This is a genomic window from Streptomyces sp. NPDC045287, assembly GCF_056432325.1.
The window spans coordinates 198983-216041 of record NZ_JBWKJG010000012.1; the positions used below are offsets into that span (position 1 = coordinate 198983).

15 protein-coding genes are annotated in these 17059 nt (G+C 72.3%); 7 read left to right on the plus strand and 8 right to left on the minus strand.

All coding sequences use genetic code 11. The annotated features are described in order from the left end of the window. Positions 1-41 precede the first annotated feature (41 nt). The 3 genes from AC07D6_RS21110 (at position 42) to lnt (ending at position 3159) form a co-directional block, all read left to right on the plus strand. Entirely contained in the window at positions 42-914 is an 873-nt protein-coding gene (locus tag AC07D6_RS21110) for an undecaprenyl-diphosphate phosphatase (RefSeq protein ID WP_479046483.1), read from the plus strand. Positions 915-987: 73 nt separating this feature from the next. Next, a complete protein-coding gene (locus tag AC07D6_RS21115) occupies positions 988-1179 on the plus strand; it encodes a hypothetical protein (protein WP_479046486.1) in 192 nt (63 codons plus the stop codon). Between the two features lie 372 nt (positions 1180-1551). Beyond that, positions 1552-3159 (plus strand): apolipoprotein N-acyltransferase, encoded by a 1608-nt coding sequence (gene lnt / locus AC07D6_RS21120; protein WP_479046489.1) that lies wholly within the window; start codon positions 1552-1554, stop codon positions 3157-3159. On the opposite strand, the gene AC07D6_RS21125 is transcribed toward lnt, so the two are convergent. Continuing rightward, complete coding sequence (locus tag AC07D6_RS21125) at positions 3080-3988, minus strand: Gfo/Idh/MocA family protein (RefSeq protein WP_479046492.1); 909 nt, start codon at positions 3986-3988, stop codon at positions 3080-3082. The two genes, lnt and AC07D6_RS21125, sit on opposite strands and share 80 nt — an antisense overlap. Positions 3989-4110: 122 nt before the next feature. On the opposite strand from AC07D6_RS21125, the gene AC07D6_RS21130 reads away from it, so the two are divergent. Further along, positions 4111-4563 (plus strand): hypothetical protein, encoded by a 453-nt coding sequence (locus AC07D6_RS21130; RefSeq protein ID WP_479046494.1) that lies wholly within the window; start codon positions 4111-4113, stop codon positions 4561-4563. A gap of 31 nt (positions 4564-4594) precedes the next feature. On the opposite strand, the gene AC07D6_RS21135 is transcribed toward AC07D6_RS21130, so the two are convergent. The 7 genes from AC07D6_RS21135 to AC07D6_RS21165 form a co-directional block, all read right to left on the minus strand. Continuing rightward, complete coding sequence (locus AC07D6_RS21135; RefSeq protein ID WP_479046496.1) at positions 4595-5125, minus strand: hypothetical protein; 531 nt, start codon at positions 5123-5125, stop codon at positions 4595-4597. A 616-nt stretch (positions 5126-5741) separates the two neighbouring features. Beyond that, a complete protein-coding gene (gene ung / locus AC07D6_RS21140) occupies positions 5742-6425 on the minus strand; it encodes a uracil-DNA glycosylase (RefSeq protein WP_315878170.1) in 684 nt (227 codons plus the stop codon). A gap of 103 nt (positions 6426-6528) precedes the next feature. Further along, positions 6529-8106 (minus strand): ABC transporter substrate-binding protein, encoded by a 1578-nt coding sequence (locus tag AC07D6_RS21145; protein WP_479046612.1) that lies wholly within the window; start codon positions 8104-8106, stop codon positions 6529-6531. 119 nt (positions 8107-8225) lie between these two features. Beyond that, positions 8226-8993 carry an SDR family oxidoreductase gene (locus AC07D6_RS21150; RefSeq protein ID WP_315878172.1) on the minus strand — a complete coding sequence of 256 codons (768 nt, stop codon included), beginning with the start codon at positions 8991-8993 and terminating at the stop codon, positions 8226-8228. Positions 8994-9010: 17 nt separating this feature from the next. After that, the gene (fabG, locus tag AC07D6_RS21155) at positions 9011-9772 is read right to left on the minus strand and encodes a 3-oxoacyl-ACP reductase FabG (RefSeq protein WP_479046500.1); all 762 of its coding nucleotides are present in this window, start codon (positions 9770-9772) and stop codon (positions 9011-9013) included. A 157-nt stretch (positions 9773-9929) separates the two neighbouring features. Then, entirely contained in the window at positions 9930-10313 is a 384-nt protein-coding gene (locus AC07D6_RS21160) for a DUF3037 domain-containing protein (RefSeq protein ID WP_315878174.1), read from the minus strand. Further along, a complete protein-coding gene (locus AC07D6_RS21165) occupies positions 10310-11182 on the minus strand; it encodes a HipA family kinase (protein WP_479046502.1) in 873 nt (290 codons plus the stop codon). The genes AC07D6_RS21160 and AC07D6_RS21165 overlap by 4 nt, the downstream gene beginning before the upstream one ends. 1122 nt (positions 11183-12304) lie before the next feature. Here AC07D6_RS21165 and AC07D6_RS21170 point away from each other — a divergent pair. From AC07D6_RS21170 to AC07D6_RS21180, 3 genes are all read left to right on the plus strand, one after another. After that, a complete protein-coding gene (locus AC07D6_RS21170) occupies positions 12305-13483 on the plus strand; it encodes a Cmx/CmrA family chloramphenicol efflux MFS transporter (RefSeq protein ID WP_479046505.1) in 1179 nt (392 codons plus the stop codon). Between the two features lie 144 nt (positions 13484-13627). Further along, the gene (locus AC07D6_RS21175; protein ID WP_479046507.1) at positions 13628-14842 is read left to right on the plus strand and encodes a glycosyltransferase; all 1215 of its coding nucleotides are present in this window, start codon (positions 13628-13630) and stop codon (positions 14840-14842) included. An 801-nt stretch (positions 14843-15643) separates the two neighbouring features. Beyond that, positions 15644-17044: a vanadium-dependent haloperoxidase gene (locus tag AC07D6_RS21180; RefSeq protein WP_479046509.1), complete on the plus strand. Its 1401-nt coding sequence runs from the start codon at positions 15644-15646 to the stop codon at positions 17042-17044. Positions 17045-17059: the final 15 nt, after the last annotated feature.

The window sequence follows — 17059 nt, forward strand, 5'->3', positions numbered from 1 at the left end:
CCAACGACCGCATACGCACATTTCGGGACGGCCCTGGCCCCATGAGTTGGTTCGAATCGTTCATCCTCGGACTCGTCCAAGGGCTGACGGAGTTCCTCCCGATCTCCTCCAGCGCCCACCTGCGCCTCACGGCCGCCTTCGCGGGCTGGCAGGACCCGGGTGCCGCTTTCACGGCGATCACTCAGATCGGCACCGAGGCGGCCGTTCTGATCTACTTCCGCAAGGACATCGGCCGCATCCTGTCGGCGTGGTCCCGGTCGCTGACGGACAAGTCGATGCGCTCCGACCACGACGCCCGGATGGGCTGGCTGGTGATCGTCGGGTCGATCCCGATCGGCGTGCTGGGCGTCACCCTGAAGGACCACATCGAGGGTCCGTTCCGCGACCTGCGGCTGATCGCCACGACCCTGATCGTGCTCGGCGTCGTCCTGGGCGTGGCCGACCGGATGGCGGCCCGCGCGCAGGAGGGCGGCCGGCACCGGGCGGCGCGGGAGCGCAAGACGCTGCGGGACCTGGGCGTCAAGGACGGCCTGATCTTCGGCCTGTGCCAGGCGATGGCGCTGGTCCCGGGCGTCTCCCGGTCGGGCGCGACCATCAGCGGAGGTCTGCTGATGAACTACACGCGCGAGGCGGCCGCCCGCTACTCGTTCCTGCTGGCCATCCCCGCCGTCCTGGCCTCGGGCGTGTTCGAGCTGAAGGCCGTGGGCGAGGGCCACGTGTCGTGGGGGCCCACCGTCTTCGCGACGGTCATCGCGTTCGGTGTGGGCTACGCGGTCATCGCGTGGTTCATGAAATTCATCACTACCAAGAGCTTCATGCCGTTCGTGATCTACCGGATAGCGCTCGGTCTGGTGCTGTTCGCCCTGATCTGGCTGGGGGTCCTCAGCCCCGACGCGGGTCAGCCGACGCACTGACGCCGCCGTGGGAATCGTCACGGTGCGTGGCGGGTCACAGCGGATCGTCCGATGTGCGCACTAGTCTGGTCGCATGTCCAAGCCCGCGTTCGACCCCTTCGATCCCACCGTGCCCGTCCCCGACGCCGACGCCCTGAACCGGGCGATCCGCGAGCTGTGGGCGCGCTCGGGCGGACGCCTGTCGGCGGACGAGCAGCGGATCTACCAGGCCCTCATCCTGAAGTGGGCCGCCGCGCAGCAGGGCGACGTCGGCACCGCCGCGTAGCGCCCGCCGCCCGGCCCCGCCGTCCCGTACGGACGGCCGCCCCGCACGAGAAGATCGAGAGAAGGCCGAGGGGGGCCGCCGGCAAAAGGGGGGGCGACCGGCGGCCCCTGGTCCCGGGCGCCTTCCGGCCCGGTCCGTACCCACGACAGTGCCGTACCCGCGCGCCCCGCGGGAGGGCGCGCGACCGGTGTCCGCGCGTGTCCCCTTCACACCCCGTGTGAAGCGTGTGGCCGAAGCCCCGGACCGGCCCTGAGCAGGCTCTCGTCCTTCGCCGTCGCGCCGGGAAGTGCGGGGCGCGCGCCGGGCGCACTGTCCGTGGAGTGATCTCCTCCGCCACACTGGAGTTCCAGACCCCCGGGCGAGGAGGCGCGGATGCGGTTGCGAGCCGGACACGGTGAGGTGGCCGCGCGGCCGCGGTCGTCGCGGTGGGGGCGGGGCGCGGCCGTCGTCCTCGCGGGCGCGCTGCCCGCCCTGGCGTTCCCGGAGCCGTCCCTGTGGTGGCTGGCGTACGTGGCGCTGGTGCCGTGGCTGCTGCTGGTCCGCGCCGCGCCCACCGGGCGGCGGGCGGCGCTCGACGGGTGGCTGGGCGGGACGGGGTTCGTGCTGGCCGTGCACCACTGGCTGATGCCGAGCCTGCACGTCTTCATCCTGGTGCTGGCGGCACTCCTGGGACTGCTGTGGGCGCCGTGGGGGTGGCTGGTGCGGTGGGCGTTCGCGGGGGCGTCGGGGTCGCGGGGGCGGGCGGTCGCCGCGTGCGCGGTGGTGCCGTCGGGGTGGCTGATGGTCGAGGCGGTCCGGTCCTGGGAGGGGCTGGGCGGTCCGTGGGGGCTGCTGGGCGCCAGTCAGTGGCAGGTCGCGCCCGCGCTGCGGGTGGCGGCGCTGGGCGGGGTGTGGCTGGTGACGCTGCTGGTGGTGGCGGTCAACACGGCGGTGGCGCTGCTCGTGGCGGTGCCTCCCGTACGTACGGCCGCGGTCGCGGCGCTGGCGGTGTGCGCGGTCGCCACGGGTACGGCGTGGATGTGGCCGTCGCCGCCGGAGCCGGTGGGCACGGCGCGGATCGGGGTCGTCCAGCCGGGGGTGGTCGGCGGGCCGGACGGCCCCGGGCCGCGGTTCTCCCGCGGTGAGGAGCTGACCCGTTCGCTGGCGGGGCGGGACGCGGACCTCGTCGTGTGGGGCGAGAGCAGCGTCGGCGCCGACCTGGCGGCCCGGCCGGACCTCGCCGACCGGCTGGCGGAGCTGTCGCGGCACGTCGGCGCCGAGGTCCTGGTGAACGTCGACGCGCGCCGCTCGGACCTGCCGGGCATCTACAAGAGCAGTGTCCTCGTGGGCCCCGGCGGCCCGACCGGGGACCGGTACGACAAGATGCGGCTGGTGCCGTTCGGCGAGTACGTCCCGGCGCGGGCCGTACTGGGGTGGGCGACGTCGGTGGGCCGGGCCGCCGACGAGGACCGGCGGCGCGGCACCGCGCAGGTCGTGATGGCGGCCGGGGGCGGCGGGGAGCGGACGCTGCTCGTGGGTCCGCTCGTGTGCTTCGAGTCGGCGTTCCCCGACATGAGCCGCCGCCTGGCGCGTGACGGCGCGCAGGTGCTGGTCGCCCAGTCGGCGACGTCGACGTTCCAGGAGAGCTGGGCGCCCGGGCAGCACGCGTCGCTGGCGGCGCTGCGCGCGGCCGAGACCGGCCGGCCGGTGGTGCACGCGACGCTGACCGGGGTGAGCGCCGTGTACGGGCCGGACGGCGCCCGGATCGGGGACCCGCTCGGCACGGACCGCGGCGCGGCCGCCGTCTACGACGTTCCGCTCTCCGACACGACGACGCCGTACGTACGGTTCGGCGACTGGCCCCTGTGGGCGGCGCTCGCCGTCCTCGCGGGCGCGGCGGGCGCCGCCGGGGCGCGGGCGGTCAGGCGGACGCCTGCTCCAGACAGTCCCGTACGACCCGCTCGCACAGCTCGTGGGTCCGCAGGGCGTCGCGGGCGCTGAGCACCTCGCCCGCCCGTACGGCGTCGAGGAAGGCGAGCGCGACCTGCTCGATGCCGCGCTGCCGGGCGACGGGCACCCAGTCGCCGCGCCGCCGCACGGTCGGCAGGCCCGTGTGGTCGATCACCTCCGCCAGGTTGACGACCTGGCGCTTGGCGTCCTGCCCCGATACCTCCAGGACCTCCTCGGTGGAGCCGCTCACGCGGTTCATCGTCCCGATGGCCGTGAAGCCGTCCCCGGAGAGCTGGAGCACCACGTGGTGCATGAGCCCGTCGCGGACGCGCGCGCGGACGTCGGTGTGCTCCACCGGCCCCGGGAGCAGGAAGCGCAGGGTGTCGACGACGTGGATGAAGTCGTCGAGGACGAGGGTGCGGGGCTCCTCGGGGAGGCCGACGCGGTTCTTCTGCATGAGGATCAGCTCGCGCGGGTGCTCCCGGCACTGCGCGTACGCGGGCGCGTGGCGGCGGTTGAAGCCGACGGCGAGGGACACCCCGCGCCGTTCGGCGAGCTCCACGAGGCGGCGGGACTCGTCGAGTTCGTACGCGAGGGGCTTGTCGACGTACGTGGGGACGCCGGCCTCCAGCAGCCGCGTGACGATCTCGGGATGGACGTTCGTCGGGGCGTGCACGAACGCCGCGTCGAGCCCGGCGGCGAGCAGTGCGTCGAGGTCCGTGTGGCGGCGCTCCCGCGGGATGTGGTGGGCGTCCGCGACCCGCTCCAGGGTGGCGGGGGTGCGGGTCTGGAGGTGCAGCTCGACGTCGGGCCGGGTCGTGAGTACCGGGAGGTACGCCTTCTGCGCGATGTCTCCGAGCCCGATGCAGCCCACCTTCACGGGGGTCTCCTCTCACGTGGTGCCGTCCGCCCCGCAGCATACGTGTGGAGTACTTCACCCGTGCGTGCGGTAACCGCCGGTACGAACGGTGCCGCGGGCGCCCCGGGCGGCACAGTGTGCCGGTGCGAGAAAGAGCGAGAGGCAGGCTCGGCGGGAGCGGCGGGGCGCTGTGCGTCCTGATGGGTGTGGCGGCGGCGGCGCTGTCGGGCTGTGTGTCGGTGTCGCCCGACTCCGGCCCCGCCCCCTCTCCGGCGGCGGGGGACTCGTCGCGGAAGCCGGTGCCGCTGGTGGCCGAGGAGCGTCCGCGCGAGGCGCTGGAGAGCACCGCCCCCGTGACGGTGCCGTCCCCCCGGCCGGTGGCGGTGCGGCCCCGGGCGGACGAGGGAGGCGCGAAGGGCGCCGAGGCGCGGCCCCGGGCCCGCCTCACGGTGCGCCCGGCCGCGCCGGTGCCGGTACCGGTGCCGATGCGGTCGGCGGTCGGCGTACCGGACGTGTGCGGGCTGGTGGAGCGGCACGGTGCCTGGCGCCCGGGCGGTGCCGGGCCCTTCCCGTGCCGGGGGGCGGCGCGCCGCTGACGCCGGGCCGGGGTTCCGGAAGCGGCGCGGGTCAGGCGCCGCTCTCGCGCAGGCGGCGGTCGAGCCGGTCGATGGCGGCCCGGACGCCCGCGCCGTACCCGTCGCCGCCGAGGGCGGCGGAGGCCGCGCGGGCCCGGTCGAGGTGCACGCGCGCGTCGTGCGGACGGCGCAGCCCCAGGTAGTCGGCGGCGAGGTTCAGATGGAGCGACGGGTACAGGGCGCGCAGGGCGGCGGCCGTGTCGCGGCGGGCGGGCCGCGTCCCGTCGGGCGCTTCGCCGGGTACTTCGCCGAGCTCCTCGCCGAGGGCTTCGGCGGCGGTCAGCGCACGCAGGTCCCAGGCGAGTTCGGCGTCGGGGTCGTCCTGGGCGTCCGCCATGTAGTGGGCCAGGGTGCAGCGGTGCAGGGGGTCCCCGTCCGCCCCGAGCCGCTCCCACAGCGCGTGGAACCGGTTGCGGGCCTCCTCGCGGTCTCCCCCGTGCAGCAGCATCGCCGCCTGGCCGATGCTGGTCGTGAGCGCGCCGTCGTCCGCGGTGCTGGTCGTGACCGCGTCGTCGTCCGCCATGTGCCGGCCTCCCTCGTCGTCGTACCCCGACGCTAACCGCCGGGGCGGCCGATCCCGGGCAGACGCAGCCGACCCCGCCGCGCGGACCCCGGCGTGCGCGGCTCCGGCCCCGGGGCGGCGTGCCGTCGCCCGCGCCACCGCCTCCGCGACGGCCAAGGCACGTACGGCGGCACGCCCACGTACCGCGGGCACCACCCGTACGACGCCCTTCACCGGCAGGCCCCCGGCGGACGCGGCCCCGGGGCGGCGTGGCGTCGCCCGCAGCGCCACCCCCTCGACGGCCGGGACGGGTACGGCGGCACGACCGATGCCGCGGACACACCCGTACGGCGCTCCTCGCCGGGAGGCCCTCAGCGGGCGCGCGGCGCGCCCGGTCGTGGTGGGCGCGGGCGGTGGCGGGTCCTCGCCCGGCCTCCCCGGCCAGTGGTGGGGAGGCCCCGGCCAGCGGTGGAGGGGCCCCGCCCCGGCCGGTGGCCAGTGGTGGAGAGGCACCGCCCCGGCCGGCCACCGGCGGTCGCGGTGCACCGCTGCCCGGCGCCATCCTTCACGGACCGCCGGCGGCGCAAAGGCTCCTGCCACCGGGGGCCGGGGCCGGGGCGGCCCGGCGGTCCGCCGCTCAGCCGAGGTCGGGGATGCGCCAGTCGATCGGCTCGTGGCCCTGTGCGGCGACGGCCGCGTTGATCTGCGTGAAGGGGCGGGAGCCGAAGAACTTCTTCGCGGAGAGCGGCGACGGGTGGGCGCCCTTCACCACGGCGTGCCGCGTCTCGTCGATGAGCGGCAGCTTCTTCTGCGCGTAGTTGCCCCACAGGACGAACACGGCGGGGTCGGGGCGGGCGGCGACGGCGCTGATGACCGCGTCCGTGAACTTCTCCCAGCCCTTGCCCTTGTGGGAGTTGGCCTCGCCGGCCCGGACGGTCAGCACGGCGTTGAGCAGCAGGACGCCCTGCTCGGCCCACGGCATGAGGTAGCCGTTGTCCGGGATGGGGTGGCCGAGCTCCTCGTGCATCTCCTTGTAGATGTTCCGCAGGGACGGCGGGACCTTGACGCCCGGCCGGACGGAGAAGCACAGACCGTGCCCCTGGCCCTCCCCGTGGTACGGGTCCTGGCCCAGGATGAGGACCTTGACCTTGTCGTACGGGGTGGCGGCGAGCGCGGCGAACACCTCGTCCCGCGGGGGGTAGACCGGCCCCTTGGCCCGCTCCTCCTCGACGAACTCGGTGAGCTGCTCGAAGTACGGCTTCTGCAGTTCGTCGCCGAGGACGCCGCGCCAGGACTCGGGCAGCATGGCGGTGTCGGTCACGTCGAGAACCTCCGGTGTGGGATCGCTTGTCGATCACAGAACCTACCTGCGACCACTGACAACCGATCCCATCACCTCCGTCCGGCAACCGCAGCCGCAGCCGCTACCAGCTCGTCTTGCGGTGCAGCTCCCAGAGCTGCATGACGGTCTGCGGGTCGAGGGCGCGCTCGCCGCCGCCGATCTCCTCGCTGGCCGCGACGTACAGCTTGCCCTGCCACAGGGGCAGCAGGCGGACGTCCTCGACGAAGATCTGCTGGGCCCGCTCGAACTGCTCGGTGACCGCGGCGCGGTCGCTCTTGCGGCGCGACTCGGGCAGCAGCTGGTCGGTGATCTCCGGCTGCTCGTACGGAGCGGCGTGGACGTTGTTCTTGCCGACGAACGGCGCGATGAAGTTGTCCGGGTCCGGGAAGTCGGGGAACCAGCCGCGGCCGAAGACCGGGTACTCGCCCTTCTGGTAGGCCTCCTGGAAGTCCTTCCAGGGCTTGCCGACGAGGGTCACCTCGAACAGTCCGGAGGCGTCCAGCTGCCGCTTGATCTCGGCGAACTCGGCGGCCGTGGAGGAGCCGTACCGGTCGGTGGTGTAGCCGATGGTCAGCTTCACCGGCTGGTCGATGCCGGCCTTGCGCAGGATGTTCTTCGCCTTGGTGACGTCCGGGTCGCCGTAGTGGTCGAAGAACTTGGTCGTGTGCCCGGCGATGCCCTTCGGGACCATCGAGTACAGCGGCTCGGCGGTGCCCTGGTACGCCTTGGCGACGAGGGCGCCACGGTCGATGACCTGCGCGATCGCCCGGCGGACGGCGGGCTTGCCGACCTGCGGGTCGTCCGGGTTGAAGACCAGGTAGTGGATGGTCGCGCCGGTCGACTCGACGATCTGGAGGCCCTCGTTCTCGGGCTTCTTCTCGCTCAGGTCGACGACCTCCTCGGCGGTCAGGCCGCGGTAGGTGACGTCGATCTCCTTGTTCTTCAGCGCGGCGACCATCGCCTCGGAGTCACCGAAGTAGCGGATGGTGACGGCGGTGTTCTTGCGGTCGGCGAACCCCTTGTACGTGGGGTTCTTGACCAGCTCGGCCTCCTTGCCCTCGGTGTACTTGCCGAGCGTGTACGGGCCGGAGCCGACCAGCTTGCCGTCCTCGCGGAGCTTGTCCGCCGGGTACGAGGCGGGCTCGACGATCGACATGGCGGGCGTGGCGAGGACGAAGGGGAAGGTGGCGTCCGACTCCTTGAGCCGGAAGACCACCGTCTTGTCGCCGCTCGTCTCGACCTTGTCGAGGGCCCCGAGGAGTCCGTTGGGGCCGCCCTCCGCGTTGATGGTGCGGATCCGCTCGATCGAGTGCTTGACCGCCTCGGCGTCGACCTTGCTGCCGGAGGAGAACTGCAGCCCTTCGTGCAGGTCGCACTGGAACACCTTGCTGGCGGTGTCGGTGAACTTGCAGTCCGCCGCGTCCGGCTGGGGCGTCGTGCTCCCGGTGGGGAAACTCAGCAGCGTCTGGAAGACGTTCCGGTACAGCTCCCAGGAACTGTCCCACGCGGCCGCTGGGTCGAGGGTGGTCGGAGAACTCGTCGTGCCCACGACGATCTTGCTTTCCGCCTCGGCTTCATCACCCGCGAAGAGACTGCATCCCGCCAGCAGGGATATGGACGCAAGGGCTGCAGCCGCCTGCAGACTGGTCCGGTTGAACACGTGCACACGCTCCTCGTTCAGCCATGGTCGGCCGACCATACCGCAGCGCCCCGCCGGGTCAATCCAGGGGACCGGCGGGGCACTTGAGGCATTAGGCGGCCAATCAGGCGCAATCCACCTCAGCCGACTCCGGCATTGAGGAAAATCCCCCCGTCGACCACCAGGGTCTGCCCGGTGATCCAGTCCGATTGGTCGGACGTGAGGAAAGCGGCGGCGCCACCGATATCCGTGGGCGTGCCGAGCCTGCCGAGCGGATAGGAGGCGGTCACCTCCGCCTCGCGGCCCTCGTAGAGGGCCTCCGCGAATTTCGTCTTCACGACGGCCGGGGCGATCGCATTGACCCGGACGATCGGGGCGAACTCATGGGCGAGCTGCAGCGTGAGGTTGATCATCGCCGCCTTGCTCATCCCGTACGCCCCCACGAACGGGGAGGCGGCGACGCCGGCGACCGACGCGATGTTCACGATCGCCCCGCCGTTGTCCTTCTGCCAGGCCCTCCAGGTCTGCTGGGCGAAGCCGAGCGCCGAGATGACGTTGGTCTCGTAGACCTTGCGGGCCACGTTGAGGTCGAGGTCGGCCATCGGGCCGAAGACGGGGTTCGTCCCGGCGTTGTTGACCAGGTAGTCCACGCGGCCGAAGGCCTCCATGGTCCGCTCGACGGCGGTCGCCTGGTGGGCCTCGTCGTGGGCCTTGCCGGCGACGTGGACGGCGCGGTCGGGGCCGAGGCGCTCGACGGCCGCCTTGAGGGCCTCCTCGCCGCGTCCGGTGATGCAGACGCGGTCGCCGCGCGCGACGAGGGCCTCGGCGATGCCGTAGCCGATGCCCCGGCTGCCGCCGGTGACGAGGGCGACCCGGCCGGTCGGCTCGGGCAGTTCGCTGGCGTTCATGTCGTCCACCCGCCGTTTCAGTTGAGGGGCCCGCCGGCCACGTACAGGACCTGGCCGGAGACGAAACCGGCGTCGTCGCCCGTGAAGAAGGCGATCGCGTTCGCGATGTCCTCGGGGCGGCCCACGCGCTGGACGGGGATCTGGGTGGCGGCGGCGGCCTGGAACTCCTCGAAGCCCATGCCCACGCGCGCGGCGGTCTGCGCGGTCATCTCGGTGACGATGAAGCCGGGCGCGACGGCGTTGGCGGTGATGCCGAACTTGCCGAGTTCCTTGGCGAGGGTCTTGGTGAAGCCCTGGAGGCCGGCCTTGACGGCGGAGTAGTTGGCCTGGCCCCGGTTGCCGAGGGCGGAGGACGAGGAGAGGCTGACGATCCGGCCGAAGCCCGCGTCGACCATGTGCTTCTGGCACGCCTTGGCCATCAGGAACGCGCCCTTGAGGTGCACGTTCATCACCGTGTCCCAGTCGGACTCGGACATCTTGAACAGCAGGTTGTCGCGGAGCACACCCGCGTTGTTGACGAGGATCGTGGGGGCCCCGAGCTCGTCGGCGACGCGGGCGACCGCGGCCTCCACCTGGGCGCTGTCGGAGACGTCGCAGCCGACGGCGAGGGCGGTGCCGCCGGCCGCGGTGATGGTGTCGACGGTGTCCTTGCAGGCGGCCTCGTCGAGGTCGAGGACGGCGACGGCACGGCCCTCGGCCGCGAGCCGTACGGCGGTCGCCGCGCCGATGCCGCGCGCCCCTCCGGTCACGACGGCCACGCGCTGCTGGGTGGTGGACATGCTGGTTCTCCTCGCCCTTGAGTCCCTGGGGCCGCTCGTCCCGCTCCCGGCGGAGTGGTGAGCGACCGCTTAGTACCTTCAGCAGGACGAGACGCTAGAAGCCCTGGCACCCGGTGTCAACGGCTCACGGGCGGGGTGCCGGGGATCACGCGGGGCGTCAGCGGACGAGCAGGTCCAACAGCCGTTCGACCTCCGCCTCCGGGTCCGTGGTGAGCCCGGTGTGCACGGGGCCGGGCTGGACGACGGTGGAGCGGGGCGCGACGAGCCAGCGGAACCGCCGCCCCGCGTCCTCGCGGCGGGCCTGCCCGGCGTCGTCGCCGCCGCGGCAGACGCCCTCCACGGCGTGCAGGGCGGCCCGCACGCCGGCGACGTCGGCCCGCGGGTCGAGCGCCGCCAGCTTCCTCTCGTCCAGGTGCGTCCGCGCGGCCACGAAGGCCTCGGCGCGGCAGTAGACCACCACGCCCGCGTTGAAGCACTCGCCGCGGTCGACGCGCGGCACGACGCGCAGCAGGGCGTATTCAAAGACGTTCCGCTCGGTCACTCGCCGCTGTCCTTCTGCTCGCTTCGTACGGTCGTGCCGCCCTTGGCGGTGTGGGGCCAGGGGGTGAGGTGGTCGGTCAGCCAGCCGGGTGCCCGCGAGGGCTTGCGCTCGGTCCGCTCCCCCACGGTGACGCGCTCGTGGATGGTCGCGGCACGCGGCAGCAGCGCTTCGACGTAGGCGCGCCGCACGGCGTCGGGCGAGTCGAAGCCGGGCTCGCCGACCAGCCACTCGTCGGGCACGTCGGCGGTCACCTCGGTCAGCAGCTCCTCGGTGACCCGCGGCGCCAGCTCGGCCGCGGCGGCGGCCACGTCGGGGCCGTACGTGGCCAGGACGTGGTCCGAGGCGTCGTACGGCTTGGCGGCGGAGGCCCGGGCGCCGGGCCAGTTGTGGTGCCAGATCATGGTGGCGCCGTGGTCGATCAGCCACGGTTCGCCGTGCCAGACCAGCATGTTGGGGTTGCGCCAGGACCGGTCGACGTTGTTGATCAGCGCGTCGAACCACACGACCCGGCCCGCCTCGACCGGGTCCATCTCGTAGGCGAGGGGGTCGAAGCCGATGGAGCCCGGCAGGTAGTCCATGCCCAGGTTCAGCCCGCCGCTGGCCTTGAGGAGCTCCTGCACCTCCTGGTCGGGCTCGCCCAGGCCGATGACGGGATCGAGCTGGATGGCGACGAGCTCGGGCACGCGCAGGCCGAGCCGGCGGCCCAGCTGACCGCAGACCACCTCGGCGACGAGCGTCTTGCGGCCCTGGCCCGCGCCGGTGAACTTCATGACGTACGTACCGAGGTCGTCGGCCTCGACGATCCCGGGGAGCGAGCCGCCCTCACGCAGTGGCGTGACATAGCGAGTCGCTACGACCTCTTCCAGCACTTTCCCAGGCCACCCATCTCTTCAACCTTGCGATCCACGGCCGGCTTTCTGAGGGTGCGGGAGGAGGAGATGCCCGTCAACGCCCCTGGGGGTCCGGGGAGCCACGACCGGCACACCGGTCTCCCCGCTCCCCGAGCAGCCCGTCGACGGCGCTGCGCCCCTTGCTACCGGCCTCCGGCACGAAGTGAGCATAGTAACCGAGGGTGATCACGAGCGAGGAACACCCCGGCCACCGCGCCGAGGCCACGACGGACTCTCCGGCTCCGTCCCCACGGCTGCGGGGACGACCGCACCCCGTGCGATCACGGCGGACATCCCCCGCGGAGGAGGACCACCCCCACGGGTACGGGTACGGGGACGGGTACGACCCTGGAGTGGTGCCTGTGGCTCGCCGTGCTGCGGTCGTCCCCGCGTCCGCGGGGACGGTGCCAACCCTTCGGTTCATCCCGCCACGAGAACTGGGTGCCCCCGCCCCCGCGCATGATCCCTGCCCGACGACCACCAGGGCCCGCACCTCTTGTGTGCCTCGCTCGCGCGTCGGCCAGGGCTACGGCTTCGGCAGCCGTACCGGCGTCGACTCCGGGTGGGACGCGTACGGCTTCCCTGGTCGGCGCGGGCGGCAGCGCCCGCGGCGGTCGGGCGGTCTTGCTGGTCCGCTGGCCGGTGCCGGGCCGCTCGACCGCCCGCCGTCGCACCGGTGCCGTGCCGCTGCGGAACCGCCCGCCGCTTGCCGGGCCCCCTCCCCTCCCCGCCCCTTCACCGCCCGTCCGCCGCTGCGTCGCCTCCCCGCCGTGCCGCCGCGGCGCGCGCCGCTCCGGTCCCCTGCCCCCTGCCCCCTGCCCCCTGCCCGCTGCCCAGTTGTTGCGGCGCATGACGTGGATGACCCAGGCCGTTGCCGATGAAACCGGGGTGCCTCGGCGGGCGTCGGTCGGGTAGCGTGCGGGCCATGTCGAGTCCTGAGTCGGACGAGGTGGGGGCTTTCGGTCACGCCGTCAGCCCCCTGAACCACTGAACTCATAGCCCGTCGTCGCGCCGCTTCCCGCGGTGGGACGAGTGTGCGCTGGGGCTGGCTGCGGTGACGAGCTGACCTTCTCGTACCCCTCCTCACCTCGGAGCCACTCGATGCCTCTCCCGCTGTATCTGCTCGCCCTGGCGGTCTTCGCCATGGGCACCTCGGAGTTCATGCTCGCCGGCCTCTTGCCGGACATCGCTTCGGACCTCGACGTCACCGTCGGGACGGCGGGCACGCTCACCTCGGCCTTCGCGATCGGCATGATCGTCGGCGCCCCCCTGGTGGCCGCGCTCGCCCGCAACTGGCCCAGGCGCTCCAGCCTCCTGGGGTTCGTCCTCGCTTTTGCGGCAGCTCACGCCGTGGGCGCCATCACCACGAGCTTTCCGCTCCTGTTCGCCACCCGGATCGTCGCCGCGCTCGCGAACGCGGGGTTCCTCGCCGTTGCCCTGACGGCCGCCGCCACGCTGGTTCCGCCGGACAAGAAGGGACGTGCCCTGGCCGTGCTGCTGTCGGGCACGACGGTGGCCACGATCGCCGGTGTCCCCGGCGGGTCGGTACTCGGCGCGTTGCTCGGCTGGCGGGCCACCTTCTGGGCTGTCGCCGCGCTCTGCCTGCCCGCCGCCCTTGGCGTTCTCACCGGGCTCCCCGCGCGCCGTGAGCGGAGCGACGCGGCTGACGGGCCGGCCCTGCGGGCGGAGCTCGCCCAACTCGCCAGGCCGCGGTTGATCCTGGTGATGCTGCTCGGCGCGCTGGTGAACGCGGCGACGTTCGCGAGCTTCACCTTCCTCGCCCCCGTGGTGACCGGCACCGCCGGGCTGAGCGAGCTGTGGATCCCCGTGGTCCTGGTGCTCTTCGGTGCCGGTTCCTTCGTCGGCGTCACCGTCGCCGGGCGGCTGTCCGACCAGCGCCCCGGCCTGGTCATCACAGTCGGCGGTCCGGTGCTGCTCCTCGGCTGGCCGGCCCTGGCCGTGCTGGCCGACGAGCCGGTTGCCCTGTTCGCTCTCGTGTTCGTGCAGGGCGCGCTGTCGTTCGCGCTGGGCAGCACGCTGATCACCCGGGTCCTCTACGAGGCCGCGGGAGCCGCCACCATGGCCGGCTCGTACGCGACCGCGGCCCTCAACGTCGGCGCCGCCGTCGGCCCCCTCATCGCCGCGACCGCCCTCAGCACCGCGGCCGGGGACCTCGGGCCGCTGTGGGCAAGCGGGCTCCTGGTCACTGTTGCGCTGCTCATCGCGTTCCCCCTCCGCACCGTGGTCACGGCCGGCCGAGGCGCCGGAGCACTCCGGTGACGCATGCGAACGCCCCCTTGGACGTCGGGGGCGCCGACGGCTCGTGGAGCGCTGCCACAGCCGCCCGATGCAGTCGGGTGGGCTGAGGGGATTCCTGTGGCATGCGATGGTGGCCGGATGGCATCCGCCGAGGAGGATCGTTCCATGCGCATTCTGATCATCACCGCCGGTTCACGGGGAGACGTCGCGCCCTACACGGGCCTGGGGCGACGTCTGCTGGACGCGGGCCATCAGGTCGCCGTGGCTGCTCACCCTTCCTTCGAGACACTCGTCGGGGGGTGCGGTCTCGACCACCGGCCTGTGCCGGGAGACCCGCAGGGGCTGATCCGGGACTGGGCCCGGGCGACGTCGCGGGAAGAGACCCGGGCGCTGACGAAGGCGTACGCGAACGGGCTCGCCGATGGGGTGGCCCGGGCCGTGGCGGGCGGAGCCGACCTGCTGCTCACCGCCTTCGGCCCGGCACCGCTCAGCCGGACGGCCGGCGAAGCGTTCGGCGTCCCCGTCATCGGCACCTACCTCGCACCGTCCTTCGCCACCGAACGGTTCCCGCTGCCCAACGCACGGAGCACCGAGGACCTGGGGCCGAAGGACAACCTCGCCGCGGGCCGGGATGTGCTGAGGCGTGCGGAAGGGGTCTTCGCGGACGCCGTCACCCAACTGCGGGCCCGCTTCGGGCTGCCCGCCGGTGTGCCCTCGGCGCCGGTGGACATCCGGCCGGTCTTCCACGGCTTCAGCCCGCTGGTGGTGCCACGCCCCGAGGACTGGCCGTCCTGGGTGGAAGTGGCGGGCTACTGGTGGCCCGCGCGGCCGGACGGTTGGCACCCCCCGGCCGAACTGGTCGACTTCCTCCGAGCCGGTCCGCCTCCGGTGTTCATCGGGTTCGGCAGCATGGCGGCAGGGCAGGGGGAACAGCTCAGCAAACTGGTGGCCGCGGCGGTGAAACGGGCAGGCGTGCGCGCGGTGGTGCAGGCGGGATGGGCCGGTCTGAGCGGCTGCGGCGACGACGTCCTGACCGTCGGCGACGTCCCGCACGACTGGTTGTTCCCGCGCACCGCCGCCGTCGTCCACCACGCCGGAGCGGGCACCACCGCAGCCGGCCTGCGGGCCGGCGTACCCGCCGTCCCCGTCCCCGTCATGGCCGACCAGCCGTTCTGGGCATCCCGGCTGTACGAGCTGGGAGTCGCCCCGCGACCCCTGCCGTTCCAGGACCTCACCGCCGACACCCTCGGCGACGCGATCACCGCCTGCCTGTCCGAGCCGGCCCACCGCCACCGCGCCGCCGAACTCGCCCGTGGGCTCGCCGCAGAGGACGGCACCGCTCCACTGCTCGCCCACATCGGCACAGGAAACACCGCCTGAAGCCGGAGCTGTCAACGAGCCCCATAGGGCCCGATGCGGCAGCAGGCACACAGGGCGACCCGCCGGCCGTGTCGGCGGCGCATACGCGACACCTCGACGTGCGCGCCCACCGGTCCCGGTCCCGTGTACAACGACGTCTGTCGCGTGGCTCCGACCGGGCGGGTGAAGGCGGTGATCCTGCGTGTTGCGCCACGGGAGGCCCGCCGGCTCCACATCGAGCGCCACCTGATGCGCGACGAGTACGCGAGCCGGCCCTGACCGGCCGTGACCGCGCGGCTGATGCCGCAGGTGCTCGCCGCGGACCGGTCCCACCCGTCAGGGCATCCGGGTCGGTGCCCTGACGGGGACTCCGTGTTCGTGAAGTGCGGTCAGCGGGGCTGGAGCAGAGGGACAACGAGCCCGACCACCTGGCTCGGGGCCCGGTCGGCGCTCTCCGCACGCGCGCGGACGGCCCCGAGACCAGCGTGCCCGCGATCTCGGCTCGATCCGTTGCGATCTTCTCCCTTTTCGGCGATCTCCGTGTTCTTTCTCGGGTGGGAGAAACTTCCATTGTGACCATGCGGCAACGGGAGTACTTTGTGCCGTCAGCGACTTCCTGTACCGCGCCCCGGGACGACACGCCACGCGGGGGCGTCGCACCGGCTTGTCCATCGGAAAGGTGACGGCATGGAACCGAAATGGACTGCTGCCCGAACGACAGCGATGGGCTGGGGGCCGGCCTTACCTCCTCCTGCTCGTGACGCCTCCACCTCCTCAGGCATCCCGTTCGACTTGGACACTGGAAACGCGATAAAGGAGGTGGTGATCCCTGCCGAGAACCACCTTTTTCGCACCACGGTGGCCGCCAGCGACGCCTCCCTCGTCATCCGGTATACGGTGCTGCTCAACAACGCGTGGTTCGATGCGATCGCGCCGTACCACCCAACCGCGGTGGGCATGGCCTCACGACTGGGACGACGTCCGGTGACCGAGCGAAAGACCAACCGGGAACGCAACATCGCCATCCTGTACGCGAGCTACCGTGTCCTCAACAGTCAGTTACCCCAGTTCCACGCGCAATGGCGTGACATGCTCACCTCGACTGGGCTCGATCCAGACAATGAAAGCCGGGACCTCGTCACCCCTGCGGGCATCGGCAACAGGGCCGGAGACGCGGTGGTGGCCAGCAGGCTGCACGATGGCATGAACCAACTCGGCGACGAGGGCGGCCGGAAGTACAACCGGCAACCCTATGCCGACTACCTCGGGTACCGGCCGGTCAACACCGCCGACACCATTCGAGACCCCTCGCGTTGGCAGCCGAACGTGGTCACCGAAGGCAACGGCATCTTCCGGGTCCAGGAGTTCGTCACGCCGCAGTGGAGCGTCACCCGGCCGTATTCGTACAGCGACCCGGAAGAGTTTGACATACCCGCCCCGGTGAACAGCGACCCCGTACGCAACCCGGTGAAGTACAAGCGCCAGGCGGACGAAATCCTGAGCGCTTCGGCCGGTCTGACCGACTACCAGAAAGTCCTCGTCGAAACCTTCAACAACAAATTCAGGGCGTTGCCGCCGGCCTTTCGACACATCGCAGACGCCAACAAGTACGAACTCGACCAGTTCGTTTTCCTCGACGCCCTGTCCAACGTGGCCCCGTTCGATGCCGGTATCGCCACCTGGCATTTCAAGCGGAAGTTCGATGCGGTCCGTCCTTTCACCGCTATCCGCTACCTCTACGGTGGCCGGAACGTCACCGCTTGGGGTGGACCCGGCAAGGGCACCGTCACCGACATCAAGGGATACGAGTGGCGCAGCTATGTCGAGACGGCGGACCACCCCGAATATCCCTCGACCTCGACGGCCTTTTGTAGCGCGTTGGCCCAGGCGGTCAGACGGTTCACCGGTTCCGACGCCCTCGGGCTGTCCATCCGCGTCGCCAAGGGAGCGTCGGTGGTCGAACCCGGTATCACCCCGAGCGCCGACATCACCCTTGGTCCTTGGAAGACATGGACGTCATGGGAAAGGGACTGCGGCCTCAGCAGGCTCCTGGGAGGCGTTCACTTCCGCCCCGCCATCGCCGCAGGACACGAACTGGGAAAGCGCGTGGGAGACCGCGCCTATGAGTTCCTCAAGGCACACATCGACGGCACCGCACCGCCGCCCCCCGTTACCTTTTTCGTGGCTCCGCAATGGGGCCTCCGGCCTTCGGGTCCGGCATGACTTCCCCCCCTTGTT

Coding starts and splice junctions, on each gene's coding strand:
- AC07D6_RS21110 (WP_479046483.1), top strand. CDS start 42: ATGAGTTGGTTCGAATCGTTCATCCTCGGACTCGTCCAAGGGCTGACG.
- AC07D6_RS21115 (WP_479046486.1), top strand. CDS start 988: ATGTCCAAGCCCGCGTTCGACCCCTTCGATCCCACCGTGCCCGTCCCC.
- lnt (WP_479046489.1), top strand. CDS start 1,552: ATGCGGTTGCGAGCCGGACACGGTGAGGTGGCCGCGCGGCCGCGGTCG.
- AC07D6_RS21135 (WP_479046496.1), bottom strand. CDS start 5,125: ATGGCGGACGACGACGCGGTCACGACCAGCACCGCGGACGACGGCGCG.
- AC07D6_RS21150 (WP_315878172.1), bottom strand. CDS start 8,993: ATGAACGCCAGCGAACTGCCCGAGCCGACCGGCCGGGTCGCCCTCGTC.
- fabG (WP_479046500.1), bottom strand. CDS start 9,772: ATGTCCACCACCCAGCAGCGCGTGGCCGTCGTGACCGGAGGGGCGCGC.
- AC07D6_RS21170 (WP_479046505.1), top strand. CDS start 12,305: ATGCCTCTCCCGCTGTATCTGCTCGCCCTGGCGGTCTTCGCCATGGGC.
- AC07D6_RS21175 (WP_479046507.1), top strand. CDS start 13,628: ATGCGCATTCTGATCATCACCGCCGGTTCACGGGGAGACGTCGCGCCC.